Origin of the sequence: Micromonospora sp. NPDC000663 (genome assembly GCF_042898105.1) — a bacterium.
GTDB lineage: Bacteria > Actinomycetota > Actinomycetes > Mycobacteriales > Micromonosporaceae > Micromonospora.
Genome location: NZ_JBIAYR010000001.1, coordinates 1,322,349 through 1,342,738 on the forward strand (window position 1 = coordinate 1,322,349; position 20,390 = coordinate 1,342,738).

A 20,390-nucleotide genomic window follows, 5' to 3' on the forward strand; every position below is an offset into this window, starting at 1 on the left:
GGTTCAGAGGGTGGTGGGCGTGCTCCAGCGCTGGTTGGCGCCGTTCGTGCACGGCCAGAGGATGAGGCGGGTGCCATTCGCGGTCGCGCCGCCGTTGGCGTCCAGGCACTTGCCGCCGGTGCGGTAGCTGCTCGTGGCGGCGTCGTAGGTCCAGCGCTGGTACGCGGCTGTCGAACAGGTGCGGATCACGATCGAGGTGCCATCGGTGAGGCTTCCGTTCGCCGGCTCCAGGCACTTGCCCAGGGCGGTGAGGGTGCCGTCGTTGCGGTGGGTCCACGTCTGGTTGCCGCCGCCGTTGCAGTCCCAGAGGTTCACCGCGGTGCCGTCGGTGGTGTTGCTACCGGGAATGTCGATGCAACGCCCGCTGGAAACACCGGTGATGGCACCCCGCTTCGGCCCGTACACCTCGAACTCCTGCAGCGAGTAGCCGTAGGTGGTGGCCCGCTGGGTGCCCTGCACGCGCACGTACCTGGCGGTGGTGTTGAGGACGTGCTCGTCAGTGCCGCCGTCACCGGCGGTGACGGTCACCGCGGTGGTCCAGGTGGTGCCGTTGGTGGAGGTCTGGATCTGGTACGCCCTGGCGTACGCGGCCTCCCAGCGCAGTGCCACGCGTGACAACTCCTGGCTGCTGCCGAGGTCGACCTGGATCCAGCTCGGATCGGTGTAGGCCGACGACCAGCGGGTGCTCAGGTCGCCGTCCACGGCCGCCGACGCCGGGAAGGCCGCCGTCTCGGTGGACGACGCGGTCGCCGGACGGTTCAGCGCCAGGTTGCCTGTCGCCACGGCCGGGCCGCCGGGAGCCCGCCCGATGCGGTCGATGATGGTGCTGAAGGCGGTGTACGTGGCCGCCGGCTTCGGCGATCCCCAGGTCTGTTGGGCGACGACGCGCAGGATCGTCCGGATGCCGGCGGCGATCTGGTCCTCGGTCTCCGCGTCCGGGTAGTCGCACCAGACGTGCACCACGGTGCCCAGGTTGCGCGAGGGATCGTTCACCGTGTTGTTGCCCTGGAACCGTTCCGGGGTCCAGGTCTCGTAGGCCCACGTCACGCTCGGCTTGCTGATGGCGGGGACGTAGTAGGTGGGATCCCACGCCTGGTTGGAGATGGTGTGCCCCCGGTCCACCAGGGCCTGCGGGGTGATGCCGTAGTTGTACCAGACCTCGACGTGGATGTTCGAGGCCGGCCGGATGGTGCCGTCGGTGCCGATCCCGTCGTTCCACATGCGCGTCGTCTTGCCACCGGCGCGCACGATGTCGTTGGCCCAGTTGATGAAGCCGTAGTAGGCGTCCTTCGCGATGGCGTTCGGCCCGTACGTGGCGCGGGCGTACGTCAGCAGCTGCGGGTAGGCGGCGTAGTTGCCGACGTACTCGTCCGCGCCGATGTGCCAGTACCGGCCGGGGAAGAGCGGCAGGAACTCGGTGATGAGGTCCCGGGTGAGGGTGTACGCGCCCGGCTTGGACAGGTCGAGGTAGTAGGGGTTGCGGTTGCCGTTGGTGTCGGCGAGTTGGAGTTCCGGATGGTTGGCCAGGATGACGTTCATGTGGCCCGGCATGTCGATCTCGGGGATCACCTCGATGTGGTACCTGGCGGCGAGGGCGATCAGGTCGCGGATCTCCTGCTTGGTGTAGTACTGCTGCGACATCACCTCCGGGTGGGTGGTGCTCTCCAGCCGGAATCCGAACGTGTCGGACAGGTGCAGGTGCAACCGGTTCATCTTCAGGTAGGCGAGTTCCTTGACGTGCCGGCGGAGCCAGTCGACTGTGAAGTACTTGCGGCCCACGTCCACCATCAGACCGCGTTCGGACTTGGTGGGAGCGTCGGTGGTGGTGCCGGCGGGCACGCTCGTGGACTGCTTGAGCAGTTGCAGCACCGTCCTGGTCCCGTAGAAGGCGCCCGCGTCGGTGGAGCCCTGGATGGAGATGCTCGATCCGACAGTCATGGTGTAGCCCTCGGCGGGCTGGCTGCCACCCAGGGTCAACCGGATGTCGCCGGCAGCCGCGCTCCCGGTGGCGACCGGCACCGTGCGTCCGGTCAGGTCCCGCAGGTCGGCCGCGAAGGTGGCCGCGTCGTCGTTGAGCTGGGTGGTGTACGTGGGGTCGACGACGATGCGGGTCGCGGCACCGAACGTGTAGCTGCCGGTGCCCGCCGTCCACTGCCTGAGCGCCGGGATCACCTGTAGGTCACCCGGCACGGCAGAGGCCGGCGTGGCGGGCACGGTCAGCAGTGCGGCGGCAAGTGCTCCCACCGCTCCGGTGACGCTGATACCTCGAAGACGCATGAACCGTTCCTCTCGGGAAGGGGCTGGAGATCAGCAGGACGCCGGGTTGGCGGTGCTGTCGGTCGCGTACGCGGTGAGCGTCGCGACCTGCGGTACGCCGCGCGCGGCGGTGACCCGCAGCCGCAGCCGGTCGCTGGTCACGGCGGTGGAGAGCGGAACGATCCGCTTGTAGCCGACCGTCCCGGCGGAGGCGACCTGTTGCCAGCCGCCGTTGATCCAGGCGTCCACGGCGAACGCCTCGACGCGCTGGCCGTTGCCGACCGACTCCTGCACCAGGACCCGGTCGAACGTGCGGGCCCGGCAGGCGGTCAGCTCGACCGCGCCGGTGGTGGCCCCGTTCGCCGGCGACCAGTAGGTGCCCAGGGCCGCGTCGGTGAGGGCGGCGTGGGTGCCTGTCGCTCCCGCCTTGGCGAACAACTCCCGGCCGTACCTGGCGCGTTGCGCGGTGCCGAACCCGTCGAGGGCTGTGACGTCCGGCGCGTCGATCACGCCGGCGCGGTTGGGCGGCACGTTGAGCAGCAGGTTGGCGTTGCGGCCCACCGCGTTCTCGTAGAGCTGCATGAGCGCGGCCGGTTGTTTGACCGAGCCGTTCTGGCCGGAGTGCCAGAACCAGCCGGGCCGGATCGAGACGTCCGCCTCGGCCGGATACCACGACAGGTAGGTGATCGTCCCCAGGTTGCGGCCGATCAGCGCACCGGAACCCAGGTCGCCGGAACCGGCACCGGCGAGCATGTCGTCGTCGCGGTTCAGCGCGCCGGGATCGGTGCCCTTGAACGGCAGCGCGCTCCACTCGTCGGCCCGGAACGCCCCGGACTCCGAGCCGACCCAGCGCACGTCCGGTCCGTTGATCGCGATAGTGGCGTTCGGTTGCAGCGCCCGGATCAGCCGGTACCAGTCACCGACCTGGTACGGCTGCGGGTACGCGGTGTACGGGTTCGCGCCGTCGAACCACACCTCGGCCATCGGCCCGTACTCGGTGAGCAGTTCGTAGAGCTGGTTGAGGAAGTAGGCGTTGTAGTCGTCGGCCTGGTACGCGTACGTCTGGGTCGGGGTGCGGGTGTCACCGGCGACGAGCGTCGGGATGGTCACCGCCCGCTTGGCGCTGCCGTTGCCGAACCGGTCGCCTCCGCGCCGGCCGGGGATCTCCGCGCCGTCGGCGGGGGAGAGGTAGAAGCCGACGGCCAGGCCTGCGGCGCGGGCGGCGTCGACAGTGGCCCGCAGGATGTCGCCCTGGCTGGTCCGACCCCACCAGGGGCTGCTGCGGACCGAGTGGGTGCTGTAGCGCGACGGGTAGAGCAGGAACCCGTCGTGGTGCTTGACGGTGAGGATGACCTGCTTGAACCCGTTGCGCTTGAGGACGTCCATCCACTGCGCGGGGTTGACTGTCGTCGGGTTGAACAGGGCCGGATCCTCGTTCCCGCTGCCCCACTCGACGTCGGTGAAGGTGTTCATGCCGTAGTGCAGGAACGCCGTCAGCTCCCGCTGTTGCCAGGCGAGTTGGGCGGCTGACGGCACGACCTGCGCGGCCTTCTGCCGGATCCGGTCGACCGTGTCGCACCTGTCGACGGTGATGACGGTGGCCGGGGTGACCGGGCCGCTGGTGCCGGGGTTGCCCGCGCAGCCCGGCGGCGGTGGGGTGCCCCCGCAGACCGGCGCGTCGAGTTGGAAGTCGGCCGGACCGGCGGCGCCGGTCATCGTCGCCAGGGCGATGGCGTCCACAGTGCCGTGCCAGCCCCGGTTCCGGGTGCCGGCGTCGTTGCCGAAGGTCAGCAGACCCTGCGACGCGTTGGCCGCGGCGACGGGTGTGGTGACCGTGGTGCCCACCTGGCAGCCGTTGACGTACGCGACGAGCCGGGCCGCCGAGTCGCTCACGTATTCGTAGGCCAACGCCACGTGGGTGTCCTGCGTGGCGGGCAGGTCCGGTCCGCCCTGGCGGGTGTCGTGGTACGGCGCGTCCGGCCCGTACATGCCGAACTCGGTGGTGGTCTGCGAGCCGTTGGCGTAGCGGTAGTAGCCGCCGCCGGCGAGGCTGAGCACGGTGTCGAAGCTCAGGGTGGCGCCGCTCTGGCGGCGTACCACCGCCTCGGCCAGCAGGCTCCGGTTGACGTACTTGGTGCCTGTCACCGGGATCCGCGGGGTGAACCCGATGCCGGTGCCCCCGCCGGTGAGCGTGATCGATGTACCGCCGATCGTCTCGCTGCCGGCCAGCCGGGTGAGCTGCCCGTCCACCAGTTCGCCGGTAGACGGCGTGTAGCCGGTGGTGGAGGTGAAGGTGCCGCTGAAGCCGACGTCGAGCAGCGGTTGGTAGTCGGCGGCGGAGACCCGCCACTGCTGGTTGGTGGCGGTGGTGCAGGGCCAGAGGATGAGTGCGGTGTTGTTGGCGGTGCCGCCGCCGTTGGCGTCGAGGCAGGTGCCTGTTGCCTGGTTGCGCAGTGTTTTCGTGGTGGTGTCGTAGGTCCAGCGTTGGTTGGTGGCGGTGCCGCAGGTGGCGATGGTGGCGGCGGCGCCGTTGGCGGTGCTGGCGGCGGTGAGGCACTTGCCCCGGTTGCGGATGGTGGTGTCGGCCTCGCGGGTCCAGATCTGGTTGGCCGCTGCGGTGCAGTCCCAGAGGATCAGGGCGGTGCCGTCGGTGGTGGCACCGCCGGGCACGTCGACGCAGCGGCCACTGGCCACGCCAGTGATCGTGCCGTCCCCCGGTGCCGCGCTGGCCGGCGCTGCCGGTGGGGTGAGTTGGATCAGGCAGTTGGCGAGCAGGGCCAGGGCGGCCAGTGCGGCCCCGCTCGCGCGCGGGCGGGGGCGGCGCAGGGTGGGGGGCATGGGTGTCCTCTCCGAGAGCGGGGCAGGGAGGGGCGGTGCGGTGGCGTGAACGGGTGCTACATCAGCCACTGCTGGTTGGTGGCTGTGGTGCAGGGCCAGAGGATGAGTGCGGTGTTGTTGGCGGTGCCGCCGCCGTTGGCGTCGAGGCAGGTGCCTGTTGCCTGGTTGCGCAGTGTTTTCGCGGTGGTGTCGTAGGTCCAGCGTTGGTTGGTGGCGGTGCCGCAGGTGGCGATGGTGGCGGCGGCGCCGTTGGCGGTGCTGGCGGCGGTGAGGCACTTGCCCCGGTTGCGGATGGGGGTGTCGGCCTCGCGGGTCCAGATCTGGTTGGCCGCTGCGGTGCAGTCCCAGAGGATCAGGGCGGTGCCGTCGGCGGTGGCCGCCCCCGGTACGTCGACACAGCGCCCACTCGCGACTCCGGCGATCGTGCCTGTCGCGGCCGTGGAGACGGCCTGGTAGCGGTGCCCGGCCTCGGCCGTGAACGTCACCCGGTCACCAGTGCGCGTCACCGGCACGGTCTGGTTGGTGGTCAGGTCCACAAGCGACGCGGTGGCCAGCATCGGGTTCCGGACGGTGAGGGTGCCGCTGCTGCCGGCGGTGAGCGTGATCCGGCTGGCAAGCCGGTTGCGCCACTCGGCGTCCACTGTCACGTTGCCGCGTGCCCGCAGGCCGCTGACCGAGCCGGTGGGCCAGGCCGCCGGTACGGCGGGCAGGACGTCCACGACGCCGGTCTGGCTCTGCAACAGCATCTCCGCGACGCCGGCGGTGGCTCCGAAGTTGCCGTCGATCTGGAACGGCGGGTGGGTGTCGAACAGGTTGGCGAGGGTGCTGCTCTTGAGCTGCTCGGCGAGCATCTTGTGGGCGTGGTCGCCGTCGAGCAGCCGGGCCCAGAAATTGATCTTCCAGGCCTTGCTCCAGCCGGTGCCACCGTCGCCGCGTGCCGTGAGGGACACCTTGGCGGCGTCGGCGAGGGCAGGGGTGGTCGACGGTGCTATCTGCCGGCCCGGGTGCAGGGCGTACAGGTGCGAGACGTGCCGGTGGTCGTTCGTCGGGCTGTCCCAGTCCGCCTTCCACTCCTGCAACTGGCCCCAGGAGCCGACCCGCAGACCGGTGTCGAGTTTGCTCAGCGTGGTCTGCCACTGGGCGCGCAGGGTGGCGTCGACGCCGAGCGTGGTGCTCGCCTCGATGGTGCTGGTCAGCAGATCCCACACGATCTGCTCGCTCATCGACGCGCCGGCCGAGAAGTCACCCTGCTCGGGTGAGTAGCTGGGCGAGACGACCAGCTTGCCGTCGCGCGGGTCGACGTGCAGGTTGGCCCGCCAGAACTCGGCGGCCTCCTTCATCGCCGGGTACGCCTGGTCGCGCAGGAACGTCGTGTCACGGGTGAAGCGGTAGTGCTCGTAGAGGTGCTGGCACAGCCAGGCGGCCGCCTCCGGGAACCAGAAGGCGGTGGCCCAGTCCTGGACGCCGGTGAAGCCGTACGGGTTGGTGCTGAGGTGGGTGACCCAGCCGGTCGTACCGTAGATGCTCTGCGCGGTGGCCCGGCCGGGCGCCCGCAGGGCCTCGATGAAGTCGAACAGCGGCGTGGCCGTCTCGGACAGGTTCGTGATCTCCGCCGGCCAGTAGTTCATCTGGACGTTGACGTTCGTGTGGTAGTCGGCCTGCCAGGGCGGGCTGTTGGAGTTGTTCCAGACGCCCTGGAGGTTGGCCGGCAGCGACCCGCCGCGTGACGACGCGATGAGCAGGTACCTGCCGAAGGAGAAGTACAGCGACTCCAGCGCGCGGTCCTGGGCCCGTCCGGCGGCGCCGGTGTAGGCCGACCGCAGGTCGTCGGTGGGGATGTTCGGCATCTGCCCGCCCACGTCGAGCCGGACGCGGTCGAAGAGCTTCTGGTAGTCGGCCAGGTGTGCCGCCCGCAGGGCCGCCCACGTCTTGGTCGCCGCGCCGTCGACCGCCTGGGTCACCCGGGCGTGGGGGTCGGCGCCGCGATAGGTGGGGTAGGTGTCGGCGTACGACGTCGCGGCGGACAGCACGACGAGAGCCGAGTCGGCGCCGGCGACGGTGATCCGGTCGGTGCCGTCGGTCCGGGTGCCACCGGTGGTCACCACCCGGTACTGGGTCTCGTGGATCAGCCCGTTGCCGGGCAGCGTGCCCCGTACGGTGATCCGGCCGTTCGCCACGGTGACGGTGCTGCCGGGCTGGGCCGGGACGGCGCGCAGGACGAAGGAGATCTTCCCGGTCTGGCTTGCCGACAGCCGGGCGACGATCACGTTGCCGGGGTGGCTGGCGACGTACTCGCGCTGGTAGGTCACCCCGCCGTGGGCGTACCCGACGCGGGCGGTGGCCTCGGCGAGGTCCAGTTCACGTCGGTAGCCGCTCACCGTGGCGGGTGTGCCGGACATGTCGAGGTACATGTCGGCCAGGTTCTGGTACGAGCCGAATCCGGTCGCCGGCTGGCCGAGCGCGGTGGCGACCGCGCCGGGTGCCATCCGGGTGTCCCGGTCGATCTGCGCCCGCACCCCGGCGAGGGCTCCGGGCCGTGGCGCTGTCCAGTTGCCGTGGTGGTATCCGGTCGTGCCGGGCCCGCCCGTCCACAGCGTCTTCTCGTTGAGCTGGAGGTGTTCGGTCTGGATGCCACCGAAGACCATGGCGCCGAGCGCGCCGTTGCCCAGCGGCAGCGCGTTGCTCTCCCAGTTGGCGGCCGGTTCGTCGTACCAGAGCGCGAGTTTCGGGTCGGCGGCGGCTGCGGCTGGGCTGGTGGACACGGGTGTCAGGGACGCGGCCACCAGAAGGGCCACTGTCGCGGTGCGCAGGATCGTCCGGATACCGCCGGTGACAGACATAGGGCCTCCTCTATGCCACGGCAGTTAACGTGGGATGTATATTTTTGTCAATGGCGCGAACCTAAGTTCCTGCTCGCGCTGCCTGTCGGCAAGATCGTCACGTACGGCGATGGAACAACAGGTCATCCGGCCTATTGTTTTGGGCATCGACACATGTTAGACATCTGATGTCAGAGCTATGGTCTCCAAAAACATATGATGTATACGGAGCTATGGTGCGGCCTCTACGTGGGAGCCGCCCGCTGACCGTCGATGCGCGCCGTCGTGTCGTCGCGACGGCCGGGCTGGCCTTCGATCTGGTCGTTCGGGTGGACCAGTTGCCCCGCCGCGGCCCGGGCCGCGGCAGTGATCGTCCGATTCGGGCGGAGCGTTTGATGTTCAGCTCCGACTGGCTGGTGTGCCTGCTCGCGGGTAGCTACGGCCGGATCCGGGCCGCGCTGCACCAGGCGTTGCCGCCGCTGTCCGAGGCGGCCAGCCAGGCGATCTTCGGAGGCACCGCCGCGCGCGTCTATCAGCTGTTGGTGTGAGTGATGACAGCGTGCCGGGCGTCGGTCGCCCAGCCGATGGGTGCCGGGTGGTGACCGGCCGTGGCCGCTGGCCGGCATCGCCGTCCGACTCTCGGAGCAGCTCAACCGTCAGCGGCACGGTGGGTGGTGATCGCGGCGGGTCAGGCCTGTACGACGCGGGCGATGCTCGCCCGGATGGGCGCGTAGTGCTCGGCGATGGCGGCCTGCAGGCCCTCCACGTTGCCGGCCGCGACCGCGTCCACAATCGCCCGATGCCGCTGGGCGGTGATCAACCGGTCCTCCTGCTCGGTGCGCAGCGTGGGAGCGACGATGGCCTGTACCTGCCAGAACGCCTCGGTCAGCTGGAGGATCAGGTCGTTGCCGAGGGGCTCCAGCAGCTTCACGTGGAAGGCCCTGTCGACGTCGAGGAAGTCCATGCCCTGGGAGGCCAGGTTCTCCATCTCGTCGGCGAGAGCGGTGAGGGCGGTCCGGTGCTCGCTGTCGAGGACGGCGATGACCTGAGCGGCCAGCCCCTGTTCGAGGGTCTGCCGGACGTCGACGACCTGGCCCAGGACGTGGTGGTCCTTCTCGCCGCTGAGCAGGCCGCGGAAGGCCAGGCTCTCCACGAGCGCGGCGAGGGACATGCGGCCGACGAAGGTGCCGTGACCGTGCCGCACCTCGACGATGTCAAGGGCGGAGAGGATCTTGACGGCCTCGCGGATGCTCGAGCGGCTCGCGCCGACCGCCTCGCACAGCTCCGCCTCGGTGGGCAGGATGTCTCCGGGCTTGAGGCGATTACGAAGAATGTACTCCTTGATCTTGGTCGCCACCTCCTGCCGGCGGGGACCCGGGCGCTCCGCACCGCGTAGCGGGGACGCGTCAATGGTCGTCATCTGCCACTTGCCCTTCGTTCACGGATCTGACACGCTCACCATATCGGCATCAGATGTCTGACGTCAGACCCCATTACCTTCGAATCCCTCGGCGCGAGCGGTGACGCAAGCGCATGAAGAGCCTATGGAGGCAGCTACGTGAGCACCACCGTTGAGCCACAGGAGAGTCGGCGCTTCCCCCCGCGCCGGTTCCGCTCGTTGGCCGTCGCATCCACCGCGGCAACCCTCGCACTCGGGCTTGTCGCGTGCAGTGGCGGCCCCGCCTCGACAAACGCCGTCGAGGGCGGTAACGGGGGTGCGACCTCGATCGAGACCACTCTGGCGTTCACCCTCTCCAGCGGTTTCGACCCCGCGAACGCCTCGTCGGCGGTCGCGACGGCGGTCAACCAGCACATCTTCGAAGGTCTCGTCGATCTGGACCCGGTCACCCGGGAACCCTACCGGGCCCTGGCCAAGGAAGACCCGGTAGCCAGCGCCGACGGGCTCAGCTACACCGTGGGCGTGCGGGACGGCGCGAAGTTCTCCGACGGCACCCCCGTCACCGCCGAGGACGTCGCCTGGTCCTTCGAGCGCGTGCTGAAGCCGGCGGACCCCAAGGCCCCGCCGCTGATGCGTGGATTCGTGTCGTTCATCGACTCGGTGACCGTGAAGGACGCGACGACAGTCGAGTTCAAGCTGAAGTACCCGTTCGCCCTGTTCTCCGAGCGGATCTCCGTGATCAAGATCCTGCCGAAGGCGAAGACCGCGGACGTGGCCGCGTCGAAGACGTTCGACACGGCGCCGATCGGCTCCGGTCCGTTCAAGTTGGACAGCGCGTCCAAGGAGTCGGGCGTCAAGCTCAGCAAGAACCCGAACTACAACGGCTCGCGTGCGGCCAAGGTCGAGACGATGACCTGGAACACCACCTCGGAGGCTTCGGCCCGGGTGTCCGACCTTCAGGGCGGCCGTGTCCAGGCCATCGAGTCGGTGCCGTACCTGAACGTCGACTCGCTCAAGGGCAAGTACACAGTCGAGGCGAAGCAGGCCTTCAACCAGGTCTTCCTCATGTTCAACTCGTCCGCGGCGCCGTTCAACGACAAGCGCGTACGCCAGGCTCTGCACTACGCGATCGACAAGGACTCGGTCATCAAGACCGCGCTCAACGGCTACGGCACGCCGGCGACGAGCTACCTGGACGAGGGCAACAAGGACTACCAGAAGGCCGCCACCGTCTACGACTACAACCTGGACAAGGCCAAGGCACTGCTCCAGGAGGCCGGCGTCACCAATCTGACGTTCCAGCTCGACACCACCGACAACTCGGTCGTCAAGGATGTCGCCCCGCTGGTCATCGAGCAGTGGAAGAAGATCGGCGTCAACGCCAGCCTCAACACGGTGCCCTCGTCGGCCATCTACGGCGACGTCGTTCCGAAGAACACCTTCCGGGTGCTGATGGCCACCGGCGACCCGAGCGTCTTCGGCGTCGACACCGACCTGCTGATGCGCTGGTTCTACTACGGCGAGACCTGGCCGGGCCAGCGGTACCGCTGGAACGCCGCGGACCGCAAGGCCATGGCTGACCTGCTGGACAAGGCGGCGCAGACCTCCGACGAGGCGGCCCGCAAGGCGCTGTGGAAGCAGGCCCTGGACAAGGTTGCCGACGAGGCCCCCCTGTACCCGATCCTGCACACCAAGGTCGTCACCGCGTACGACCCGTCGAAGCTCGACGGCTTCTCGGGCGCGGCGACCACAGGCCTGTACTTCCTGGGCACCAGCCGAAAGGGCTGAGCCCGCCTCGGGGGCCCCACCCTGGCCCCTGCGCGTCCCGCCCAGCCCCTGTCCCTCGGGCTGGGCGGGACGCCCCGGCGGCCCTCGACGAGAGAAAGACACCATGCTGAGCGTTCTGAGTCTGGTCGCGCGACGACTCCTGACACTGATACCCCTGGTGCTGGGCATCACGATCTTCGTGTTCGTGATCATGCAGTTCTCCCCGATCGATCCCGCGCTGTCCGTCCTCGGCGATCAGGCGACCCCCGCGCAGGTGGCCGCGTTCAAGGCCGCCAACGGCCTGGACGACCCCCTGCCCCTGCGGTACCTGCACTTCCTTGGTGACCTGCTCCGGGGCGATCTCGGCGTGACCTTCCCGCCGTCCGTCCCGGTCGCCGACAAGATCGCCACCGCGCTGCCGCTGACGATCCAGCTGACGGCCCTCGGGATCGTCGGTGCGTTGGTCATCGCACTGGGCCTCGGCATCCCCGCCGCGCTGTACCGCGACCGCTGGCCCGACCAAATCATCCGGTTCGTCTCGATGGCCGGTATCGCCATGCCGTCGTTCTGGCTGGCCCTGCTGCTGATCCAGGAGCTGTCGGTCCGCCGCCCCGTCTTCCCGACCGGCGGATACGTCAACCCCGGTGACTCGTTCTCCCTCTGGCTCCAGTCCCTCGCCATGCCCGCGCTTGCTCTCGCCGTGCCGGTCGGCTGCTCACTTGCCAGAATCGTTCGGACGTCGATGGTCGAGGAACTCGACAAGGACTACGTGCGCACGGCGATCGGCGCTGGACTGCCACCCCGTGTGGTGGTCGGACGCAACGTGCTGCGCAACGCGCTTGTCAACCCGCTCACCGTGCTGGGCCTGCGGATCGGCTACCTGCTGGGCGGCACCGTCGTCATCGAGGCCATCTTCTCGCTGCCCGGCATGGGCACCCAGATCATGAGCGCGGTGCAGCAGAACGACACCGCGCTCGCGCAGGGGACCGTGCTGACGATCGCCATCTGCTTCGTCTTCGTGAACCTGGTGGTCGACATCCTCTACCTCTTCGCCAACCCCCGACTGCGCGGAGCCCACTGATGCGTCGAACACTCACCGCCCGGCTGTCGGCTCCCGGCATCGCCTTCAAACGGCTCGGCCTCACGGCCCGGATCGCACTGAGCTTCGTCCTGCTCATCGTCGTGGTGGGCATCTTCGCGCCGCTGCTCCTGCGGCACGACCCCGCGCAGGCCGGGCTCGGCCCCGCGCTGACCGGCCCGAACGGCGACTACTGGTTCGGCCTGGACAAGCTCGGCCGCGACGTGTTCTCGCGGCTGGTCGCCGGCACCCGACGCTCGTTGATCGTGGGCTTCGGCGCCGCCGGCATCGCCCTGGTGGTCGGCGCGATCCTGGGCGCGCTTGCCGGAACCAGTCGGCCGGCGGTCGACGAGGTGGTGATGCGGTGCCTCGACGTCGTCATGGCATTCCCCGCCATCGTCCTCTCCGCCCTGCTGATCATCTCGTTCGGCAAGAACAGCCTTCTCGTTCTCGTCGTCGCTATCGGTTTCGTCTTCGTTCCCCAGATCGCCCGTATCGTGCGCGCCAACGTGCTGTCGCAGTATCGGGAGGACTACGTCGCCGCCGAAAGGATCATCGGCGCCCGACGACCGCACATCCTCTGGCGGCACATCCTGCGCAACTGCGCCGCCCCGATCCTCGTGTTCACCACCGTCATGGTGGCCGACTCGATCGTGTTCGAGGCGTCCCTCTCCTTCATCGGCGGCGGGCTGGCGCCCCAGGAGGCAGCCTCCTCGTGGGGTTCGGTCATCGCCTTCGGCAAGGAGATGGTCCAGATCGGTGGCTGGTGGGCCACGTTCTTCCCCGGCCTGCTGATCCTGTTGACGGTGCTCGCCCTGAACGTGCTCTCCGAGGGCATGTCCGACGCCTGGGCCGCCCCGGCGGCGCGGCGGGCCACCACCACGAAGGCCGGCGACGCGCAGGAGGAGGCGCAGCCCGGCTCCGGTGAGGTGGTGCAGCTGCCCGGCCTGCCCGAGGCGGCGCAGCGACTGCGCGAGCGGGCCCGTCCGCTCCCGCAGGGTGAGCCCGTCCTGGAGGTCCGGAACCTGTCGATCGGGTTCGAGGGACGTCACCGGGGCGTCGACATCGTCGACGACCTGACCTTCGACGTCCGCCCCGGCGAGGTCCTGGGCCTGGTGGGGGAGTCCGGCTCCGGCAAGTCCCTGACGTCGCTCGCCGTGATGGGTCTGCTCCCGAAGGGCGCCCGGGTACGCGGCGAGGTCCGCTTCGCGGGCAGCGACCTGCTCACGATGAGCACGAAGCGGCGCCGTGCGCTGATGGGGCGCGAGATCGCGATGATCTACCAGGACGCCCTGTCGGCCCTGAACCCCTCACTGCGCATCGGTCCCCAGCTCGCCCAGATGATCAGCCGTGGCGGCACCCGGTCCGCCGAGGAGCTGATGGAACTCGTGGGCCTGGACGCGCAGCGCACCCTGTCCGCGTACCCGCACGAGCTCTCCGGTGGGCAGCGGCAGCGCGTGGTGATCGCGATGGCCCTGTCCCGGGACCCGCGCCTGATCATCGCCGACGAGCCGACCACCGCGCTCGACGTCACGGTCCAGGCGCAGGTCATGGAGTTGCTGCTGCGGCTGCGCGGCCAGCTGGGCTTCGCGCTGATCCTGGTCAGTCACGACCTGGCGCTGGTCAGCGACGTCGCGGACCGCGTCGTGGTGATGTACGGCGGGCAGATCGTCGAGAGCGGTGTCACCGCCGACGTGGTCGGGGCGCCGGCGCACCACTACGCCCGTGGCCTCCTCGGTTCCGTGCTCTCCCTCGAGGCCGGCGCGGAGCGGCTCACCCAGATCCGCGGAGTGGTGCCGTCGCCCGCCGACTTCCCGGCGGGCTGCCGGTTCGCCGACCGCTGCCCCATGGCCACCGAGGTCTGCCGGGAGGAGACGCCCCGCCTGGAGGGCGTCGCCGCCCACCGGTACGCCTGCCACCACCCGGCCGTCACCGTCAGGGAAGAGGAGCTGGCCCGATGAGCGCGTCAGTCCCACACCAGTCGATCGTCGAGCTGCGCGACGTGCACGTGGTCCACCGCACCCGCGGGGGCGGCCTGTTCAGCCGCGAGCGGGTGTACGCCCTGACCGGCGCGGACCTGACCGTTCGCGCCGGCGAGACAATCGGTGTCGTCGGCGAGTCCGGCTGCGGCAAGTCCACGATGGCCAAGGTGCTCGTGGGTCTGCAGCGGCCGACGAGCGGCACCGTCGCCTTCGCCGGCAAGGACGTCTGGTCGATGAACGCGGCGGAACGCCGGCTGCACATCGGTGCCGGCGTCGGCATGATCTTCCAGGATCCGGCCACCTCGCTGAACCGGCGCATGCCGGTCCGGGACATCCTGCGCGACCCGCTCGACGTGCACCGTCGCGGCACCCGCAGGGAGCGTGAGGAGCGGGTGTCCGAGCTCATGAACCTGGTGGGCCTGCCCCGGTCGGTCGCCGACGTTCTGCCGAGCCAGCTCTCCGGCGGTCAACGCCAGCGGGTGTCGATCGCGCGTGCCCTGGCCCTGGAGCCGGGGCTGGTCATCGCCGACGAGCCCACGAGCGCCCTGGACGTGTCGGTACGGGCGCAGATCCTCAACCTGCTCCTGGACCTCAAGGAGCGCCTCGGACTGGCCATGGTCTTCGTGTCGCACGACATCCAGACGGTCAAGCGGATCAGTGACCGGGTGGTCACCATGTACCTGGGCCGGATCGTGGAGCAGACACCGGCCGCCGGCCTCCCCGAGGTCGCGCAGCACCCGTACACCCGGGCGCTCTTCTCCGCCACGCCGGGTCTGCTCTCACCGCTGGACCCCATCCCGCTCGTCGGCCCCGTCCCGCTGGCGACTCGGCCGCCCACCGGCTGCCCGTTCCGCACCCGCTGCTGGAAGGCCACCGACGGTTGCGCCATCGAGATGCCACCACCCACGCCGGGCGGCGGCGGTGCCGGCTTCCACGAGTTCCGGTGCTACCACCCCGTACCCGCTGGATCCAGCAACGCGGAGCTGGTCGAGCTCGCCAGAGCGTCGACCGGCCGTACCACCCCCCTACATGTCGAGGAGACAGCGTGACCACCCCTGCCCCGCGGTTCGCCGGAGTCGTGCCGCCGGTCGTCACCCCCCTGACCGAGGAGGGTGCGGTCGACGTCGCCTCCCTGGAGCGGCTCGTCGAGCGGATGCTCGCCGCAGGCGTCGACGGCATCTTCGCCCTCGGCAGCTCCGGTGAGACCGTGTTCCTCACCGACAGCCAGCGGGACCAGGCCCTGGAGACCGTGGTGAAGACCGTCGGTGGCGCCGTACCGGTCATCGCCGGCTGCATCGAGCCGACCACCCGCCGCGTCCTCGACCGGGCCGAGGCGTCGACGCGTCTGGGCGCGGACGGCCTGGTGGCCACCGCTCCCTTCTACGCCATCGTCGGCCCGCACGAGGTCGAGCGGCACTTCAGGTCGCTCGCCGCGTCGGTCGAGCTGCCCCTGCTCGCGTACGACATCCCGGTCTGCGTGCACACCAAGCTCTCCCCGGATCTGCTGAGCCGGCTCGCCGCGGACGGCGTCCTCGCCGGCGTGAAGGACTCCAGCGGCGACGACGTCTCCTTCCGCCAGTTGGTGCTGGCGATCGCGGACCGTGCGCCGGACTCCGGCTTCAGCCTGTTGACCGGCCACGAGGTGGTGGTCGACGGGATGATGCTCGCCGGCGCCTCCGGTTCGGTCCCCGGATTGGGCAACGTGGACCCGGAGGGTTATGTGCGCCTGCACCGGGCCTGCGTCGGCGGCGACTGGAATGCCGCCCGCGCGGAGCAGGACCGCCTGACCCGGCTGTTCCGGATCGTCGACGCGGCCGATCCGGCGACGGCGGCCGGGGCCACCCGGGGCGTGGGCGCGTTCAAGACGGCCCTGACCCTGCTCGGTGTCATCGACAGCAACGCCGTGTCGCTGCCCCTGCGACCGCTCGACGCCGACGAGACGGCGCGGGTGCGGGGCCACCTGGAACTGGCGGGGCTCGTCTAGCCATGCCCACGGTACGCACGCCCCCGGTCGTCGCCGCGCTCGACATCGGGGGCACCAAGACGGCTGCCGCCATCGTGACGCGCGACGGCGAGGTCGTCGACAGGCTCACCGCCGCGACCCCCGGCCGCGCCGGGGCGACCGCCATCCTCGACACCGCCGCGGATCTCGTCGATCGTCTGCGGGCGAGGGTGACGGGGGCACCCGTCGGCGCCCTCGGCGTCGGCAGCGCCGGCGTGATCGACCATCTGACGGGTCGGGTGCTCTCGGCCACCGACGCCCTCACCGGTTGGGGCGGCACGGACCTCAGTGGACGACTGCGGGAGCAGTTGGGCGTACCCGTGTCGGTCATCAACGACGTGCACGCGCACGCCCTCGGTGAGGCGCGGCACGGCGTCGCGGCCGGCTACGGGACGACGCTCTTCATCGCGGTCGGCACCGGCATCGGCGCCTCGTTCGTCATCGACGGCGCCGTGCTCACCGGCGCCCACTCGACGGCCGGCCACGCCGGCCACCAACCCTCGCCGTACGCCGGGCAGTTGCCCTGCACCTGCGGCGGGCAGGGTCACCTGGAGGCGATCGCCTCCGGGCCCGGCCTCACCGAGGAGTACGTGCGGCGTACCGGCCGGCGGGTCGACGACCTGCGGTCGGTGGCCGCCCGGGCGGCGGACGGCGACGACACGGCCCGGGAGGTGATCCTGCTGGGCGGGGCCGCCGTCGGCTCGGCGGTCGGCGGACTTGTCAACATGCTCGACCCCGGCGCCGTCGTGATCGGCGGCGGGGTCGCCGGCCTCGGCGACCTCTGGTGGCAGGCGCTGCGGGACGCCGTGCGCCGGGAGACACTGCCCAGCCTGGACGACGTGCCCGTGCTGGCCTCCACTCTCGGCTCGGACGCCCCACTTCTCGGCGCCGCCACACTCGCCTGGAAGGGCATCTCATGAACCCGTTGATCGAAGGGCTCCGCCACCGTCTGGTCGTCTCCTGCCAGGCGTACCCGGGTGAGCCGATGCGCACCCCGGACACGATGCGCCGGGTGGCTCTCGCCGCCGCCAAGGGCGGAGCCGCAGGCATCCGCGCCCAGGGTCTGGCGGACATCGCGGCCATCCGGGAGGCGGTCGACCTGCCGCTGATCGGGCTGTGGAAGGACGGGGACGACGACGTCTTCATCACCCCCACGCTTGAGCACGCGCTGTCGGTGGCCCGGGCCGGTGCGCACGTCGTCGCGCTCGACGCCACCGCGCGGCCCCGGCCGGACGGTCGAAGCCTGCGCGAGACAATCGACGCCGTCCACCAACTGACCGGGGCGCTGGTGATGGCGGACTGCTCCACCCTCGCCGAGGGGATCGCCGCCGCCGCGGCGGGCGCCGACCTGGTCGGCACCACCCTGGCCGGCTACACCGCGTACACCACCAAGCAGCCCGGACCCGACCTGGACCTGGTCGCCCGCCTCGCCGCCACCGTCGACGTGCCGGTGATCGCGGAGGGCCGGATCCACACCCCGGTCCAGGCGGCGCAGGCGCTGCGGGCCGGGGCGTGGTCGGTGGTCGTGGGTACGGCGATCACCCACCCCACCACCATCACCGGCTGGTTCGCCTCGGCGATGGCCAACGCCCGGTAGGGCACCCCCCACACCAACCGACAACCCTGCTGTCACGGAGGCCGTGCTGTGGCTCTGAGCGATCTCACCCTCGCCGAGTGCTGGGCGTACCGACCCGAACTGGCTGTTCCGGAGGACCTGGACGCCTTCTGGGGGCGGACGCTGCGCGCCGACGAACCCGTGGCGGCGACGTACGAGCCCGTCGAGACGGGCCTGACCCAGATCCGCACCCACGCGGTCACCGTCGCCGGCTACGGTGGCGAGCCCGTGCACGGTTGGCTGCACCTGCCGGCGGACGCCACCGGACCGTTGCCGTGCGTCGTCGAGTACCTCGGGTACGGCCGGGGCCGTGGCCTGCCCCACGAGAAGCTGTTCTGGGCCGCGGCGGGGTTCGCTCACCTGATCATGGATACCCGGGGTCAGGGCTGGAGCGCCGCGCCCGGTGCCACCGCCGACCCGGACCGGTATCCGGCGGGAACCGTCCCGGGCTTCCTGACCCGGGGCGTCGCCAGCCCTGACGACTTCTACTACCGCAGGCTGATCACCGACGCGGTCCGGTTCGCCCAGGCCGCCGGTGACCATCCCGCCATCGACGCCGACCGGGTCGCCGTCACCGGCATCAGTCAGGGCGGCGGCCTCTCGCTGGCGGTGGCAGCGCTGGCTCCCGGCGTGGCGGCGGCCATGCCCGACGTGCCCTTCCTCTGCGACTTCCGGCGCGGCGTCCAGGTCGCCGGGGCGGGCCCGTACGGCGAGATCACCGAATACCTCGCCCTGTACCGCGACCGGGCTGGCCAGGTGTTCCGCACCCTGTCGTACGTCGACGCCGCGGTGCTCGCGCCCCGCGCCACCGCGCCCGCGCTGTTCTCCATCGCCATGATGGACCGGACCTGCCCGCCCTCGACCTGCTTCGCCGCCTACCACAGGTACGGCGGTGACAAGGAGGTGCGCGTGTACGAGTTCAACGACCACGAGGGCGGTACGGCGCACCAGCAGGTCGAACAGCTCACCTGGCTGGGCAGGCTCTTCGGCCGCTGAGGACGGCCGCTGGAGTCAGCGCGGTTCCCAGGCGTCGGGCAGGGCGGTGAGCTTGCGCACGTGGGCGGGCAGCCGGCCGCTGACGATCTCGGCGAGGCTCACCTCGTCGACCACCCGCCTTACGGCGGCGCGCACCGCCACCCACAGGCCTGGCAGGTTCTCCGCCGACCCCTCGTACCGGGTCTCCTCGGGGCGCAGCCCGCGTACTCCCGCGAGGGGGCCCTCGACGGCGCGCAGCACCGCGCCGACGGTCACCTCGCGCGGCGGACGCGCGAGGGTGTAGCCGCCCTCGGCGCCGCGCTGGGCGCGCACGATGCCGGCGCGGCGCAGGTCCGCCAGGACGGCCTCCAGGAACTTGCGGGGCATGTCCTGCTCGGCGGCGATGGCCTGGGTGGACAGCAGTGAGGGGTACGCGGTGGCGAGGCTCAGCGCCGCCCGTACCGCGTAGTCGCCGCGCGCGGAGATCTGCACCCTGCCATCATGCCCGGCCGGTGCCGCCACCCGGGCCGGCGGGCGACCCGGTTCGGGTGCCGTGGCCGCCATTGGCCGGTTCGCCGGTGCCACCGAGGCGGAAACGTCCCGCGTTGACGCCGGCGCCCTCGGCCGGCGGTCGGGGGCGGACCACCCGGCCGGTGGGCGGGTGGTCCCGCGCGGCACGGAACGCGCCGGGGCTGATCCCCACCTCCCGGGTGAAGAAGCGACCGAAGTTGGTGGGCTCGGAGAACCCGAGTTGCCTGCCGATCTGGGCGATCGGCTCGTCCGTCGCGGCGAGCAGGCGGGCGGCCTGCAACGCGACGCGTTCGTCGATGACCTGCTTGGCGCTGTTGCCGGTGACGGCCAGGCAGGCCCGGGTGAGGGTCCGAACCGAGCAGCCGAGCGCGGCGGAATAGTCCTCCACCCGCCGGGTGAGCTGGTAGCTGTGCTCCACCTCGCGGCGGAACCTGCGGAACGTCTCCACCTCGGGCCGGGGCGGCGCGTGGTCGGCGTCGGGCAGGGTCAGCCGCAGTAGCAGCACGGCGAGCTGGTGGCGCAGCAGGGCCCGGCCGGCCGGACTGTCGCCGTGCCGTTGACAGTCCACCGCCAACTGGCTGACCTCGGTGATCACCGCGTCCTCGTCCTCGCCGGCCAGCTGCCGCCACGCCGCCGGGGCGTCCGGGTCGACGTCGAACCCGCGTAACGCCCCGGAGGCCCAGCCGACCACCGTGCCGTCGAACTGCGGGCCGGGACAGCGCAGCACCTGACCGGCGCGGACCCGCAGCAGCGTGCCCGGTCGGCACGGCAGCAGGTGGAAATCCAGCTCGGCGTCGCCGTGCCCGCGGGTGGTGAGGATCAGCAACTCCCGTTCGACAAGCACCGGCCGACGCCAGACCCGGTCGCGGGCCAGGTCGGCCAACGCGAACGTGGCGATCTCGTCGGGGACGGGTGACGCCGTTCCGATCGATGGCGCGGGGGAGGGATCGGTGGGGACCATCGCCTGCGACGGTAGCCCGAACCGCAGGTCACCGCATCCCATCTCGGGCGAGATGGTCGTCATGGGAACCGCGGGCTTGTTCCGGTCCGGGCGGCCGGGCTACGTTACCCGGCGGTAGCGCCGTCCGGTCCGCGGTCCGCCCGGCGCCCCGCCGGCCGCCCACACCG

General features: G+C 70.8%; 15 protein-coding genes. 9 read left to right on the forward strand and 6 right to left on the reverse strand.

All coding sequences use genetic code 11. The features are described from left to right. Positions 1 to 3: 3 nt before the first annotated feature. Genes ACFY1S_RS06310 through ACFY1S_RS06320 form a run of 3 tightly spaced genes read right to left on the reverse strand, consistent with a single transcriptional unit; the run spans position 4 to position 7,934 of the window. Positions 4 to 2,277 (reverse strand): family 20 glycosylhydrolase, encoded by a 2,274-nt coding sequence (locus tag ACFY1S_RS06310; RefSeq protein WP_387113368.1) that lies wholly within the window; start codon positions 2,275 to 2,277, stop codon positions 4 to 6. Positions 2,278 to 2,307: 30 nt separating this feature from the next. Continuing rightward, a complete protein-coding gene (locus tag ACFY1S_RS06315; protein ID WP_387113370.1) occupies positions 2,308 to 5,094 on the reverse strand; it encodes an alpha-L-fucosidase in 2,787 nt (928 codons plus the stop codon). Positions 5,095 to 5,150: 56 nt separating this feature from the next. Further along, positions 5,151 to 7,934 (reverse strand): glycoside hydrolase N-terminal domain-containing protein, encoded by a 2,784-nt coding sequence (locus tag ACFY1S_RS06320; protein WP_387113372.1) that lies wholly within the window; start codon positions 7,932 to 7,934, stop codon positions 5,151 to 5,153. 374 nt (positions 7,935 to 8,308) lie between these two features. Here ACFY1S_RS06320 and ACFY1S_RS06325 point away from each other — a divergent pair, with 374 nt between their 5' ends. Next, a complete protein-coding gene (locus ACFY1S_RS06325; protein ID WP_387113374.1) occupies positions 8,309 to 8,461 on the forward strand; it encodes an amidohydrolase family protein in 153 nt (50 codons plus the stop codon). Positions 8,462 to 8,601: 140 nt separating this feature from the next. Here the strand turns inward: ACFY1S_RS06325 and ACFY1S_RS06330 are convergent, their stop codons facing one another. Further along, positions 8,602 to 9,333 carry a FadR/GntR family transcriptional regulator gene (locus ACFY1S_RS06330; RefSeq protein ID WP_387113376.1) on the reverse strand — a complete coding sequence of 244 codons (732 nt, stop codon included), beginning with the start codon at positions 9,331 to 9,333 and terminating at the stop codon, positions 8,602 to 8,604. Positions 9,334 to 9,471: 138 nt separating this feature from the next. Between ACFY1S_RS06330 and ACFY1S_RS06335 the strand changes: the two genes are divergently transcribed. From ACFY1S_RS06335 to ACFY1S_RS06370, 8 genes are all read left to right on the forward strand, one after another. After that, entirely contained in the window at positions 9,472 to 11,100 is a 1,629-nt protein-coding gene (locus ACFY1S_RS06335) for an ABC transporter substrate-binding protein (protein WP_387113378.1), read from the forward strand. A 103-nt stretch (positions 11,101 to 11,203) separates the two neighbouring features. Then, a complete protein-coding gene (locus ACFY1S_RS06340; RefSeq protein ID WP_387113380.1) occupies positions 11,204 to 12,160 on the forward strand; it encodes an ABC transporter permease in 957 nt (318 codons plus the stop codon). Further along, positions 12,160 to 14,118, forward strand: coding sequence for a dipeptide/oligopeptide/nickel ABC transporter permease/ATP-binding protein (locus ACFY1S_RS06345; protein WP_387113382.1), 1,959 nt, complete (start codon positions 12,160 to 12,162; stop codon positions 14,116 to 14,118). Before ACFY1S_RS06340 ends, ACFY1S_RS06345 begins: the two co-directional genes overlap by 1 nt. Further along, complete coding sequence (locus tag ACFY1S_RS06350; protein ID WP_387113384.1) at positions 14,115 to 15,188, forward strand: oligopeptide/dipeptide ABC transporter ATP-binding protein; 1,074 nt, start codon at positions 14,115 to 14,117, stop codon at positions 15,186 to 15,188. The genes ACFY1S_RS06345 and ACFY1S_RS06350 overlap by 4 nt, the downstream gene beginning before the upstream one ends. Continuing rightward, the gene (locus ACFY1S_RS06355) at positions 15,185 to 16,123 is read left to right on the forward strand and encodes a dihydrodipicolinate synthase family protein (protein WP_364374613.1); all 939 of its coding nucleotides are present in this window, start codon (positions 15,185 to 15,187) and stop codon (positions 16,121 to 16,123) included. The genes ACFY1S_RS06350 and ACFY1S_RS06355 overlap by 4 nt, the downstream gene beginning before the upstream one ends. A 2-nt stretch (positions 16,124 to 16,125) precedes the next feature. Further along, complete coding sequence (locus ACFY1S_RS06360) at positions 16,126 to 17,061, forward strand: ROK family protein (protein WP_387113386.1); 936 nt, start codon at positions 16,126 to 16,128, stop codon at positions 17,059 to 17,061. Beyond that, on the forward strand, positions 17,058 to 17,738 hold the full coding sequence (locus ACFY1S_RS06365) for an N-acetylmannosamine-6-phosphate 2-epimerase (protein WP_387113388.1): 681 nt from the start codon (positions 17,058 to 17,060) through the stop codon (positions 17,736 to 17,738). Before ACFY1S_RS06360 ends, ACFY1S_RS06365 begins: the two co-directional genes overlap by 4 nt. A 48-nt stretch (positions 17,739 to 17,786) precedes the next feature. After that, positions 17,787 to 18,752 (forward strand): acetylxylan esterase, encoded by a 966-nt coding sequence (locus ACFY1S_RS06370; RefSeq protein WP_387113390.1) that lies wholly within the window; start codon positions 17,787 to 17,789, stop codon positions 18,750 to 18,752. A 15-nt stretch (positions 18,753 to 18,767) separates the two neighbouring features. Here ACFY1S_RS06370 and ACFY1S_RS06375 read toward each other — a convergent pair whose 3' ends face one another. Together ACFY1S_RS06375 and ACFY1S_RS06380 are read right to left on the reverse strand one after the other, a co-directional pair. Beyond that, the gene (locus ACFY1S_RS06375; RefSeq protein ID WP_030333674.1) at positions 18,768 to 19,223 is read right to left on the reverse strand and encodes an Rrf2 family transcriptional regulator; all 456 of its coding nucleotides are present in this window, start codon (positions 19,221 to 19,223) and stop codon (positions 18,768 to 18,770) included. Between the two features lie 7 nt (positions 19,224 to 19,230). After that, entirely contained in the window at positions 19,231 to 20,223 is a 993-nt protein-coding gene (locus tag ACFY1S_RS06380) for a helix-turn-helix domain-containing protein (RefSeq protein WP_387114350.1), read from the reverse strand. Positions 20,224 to 20,390 lie beyond the last annotated feature (167 nt).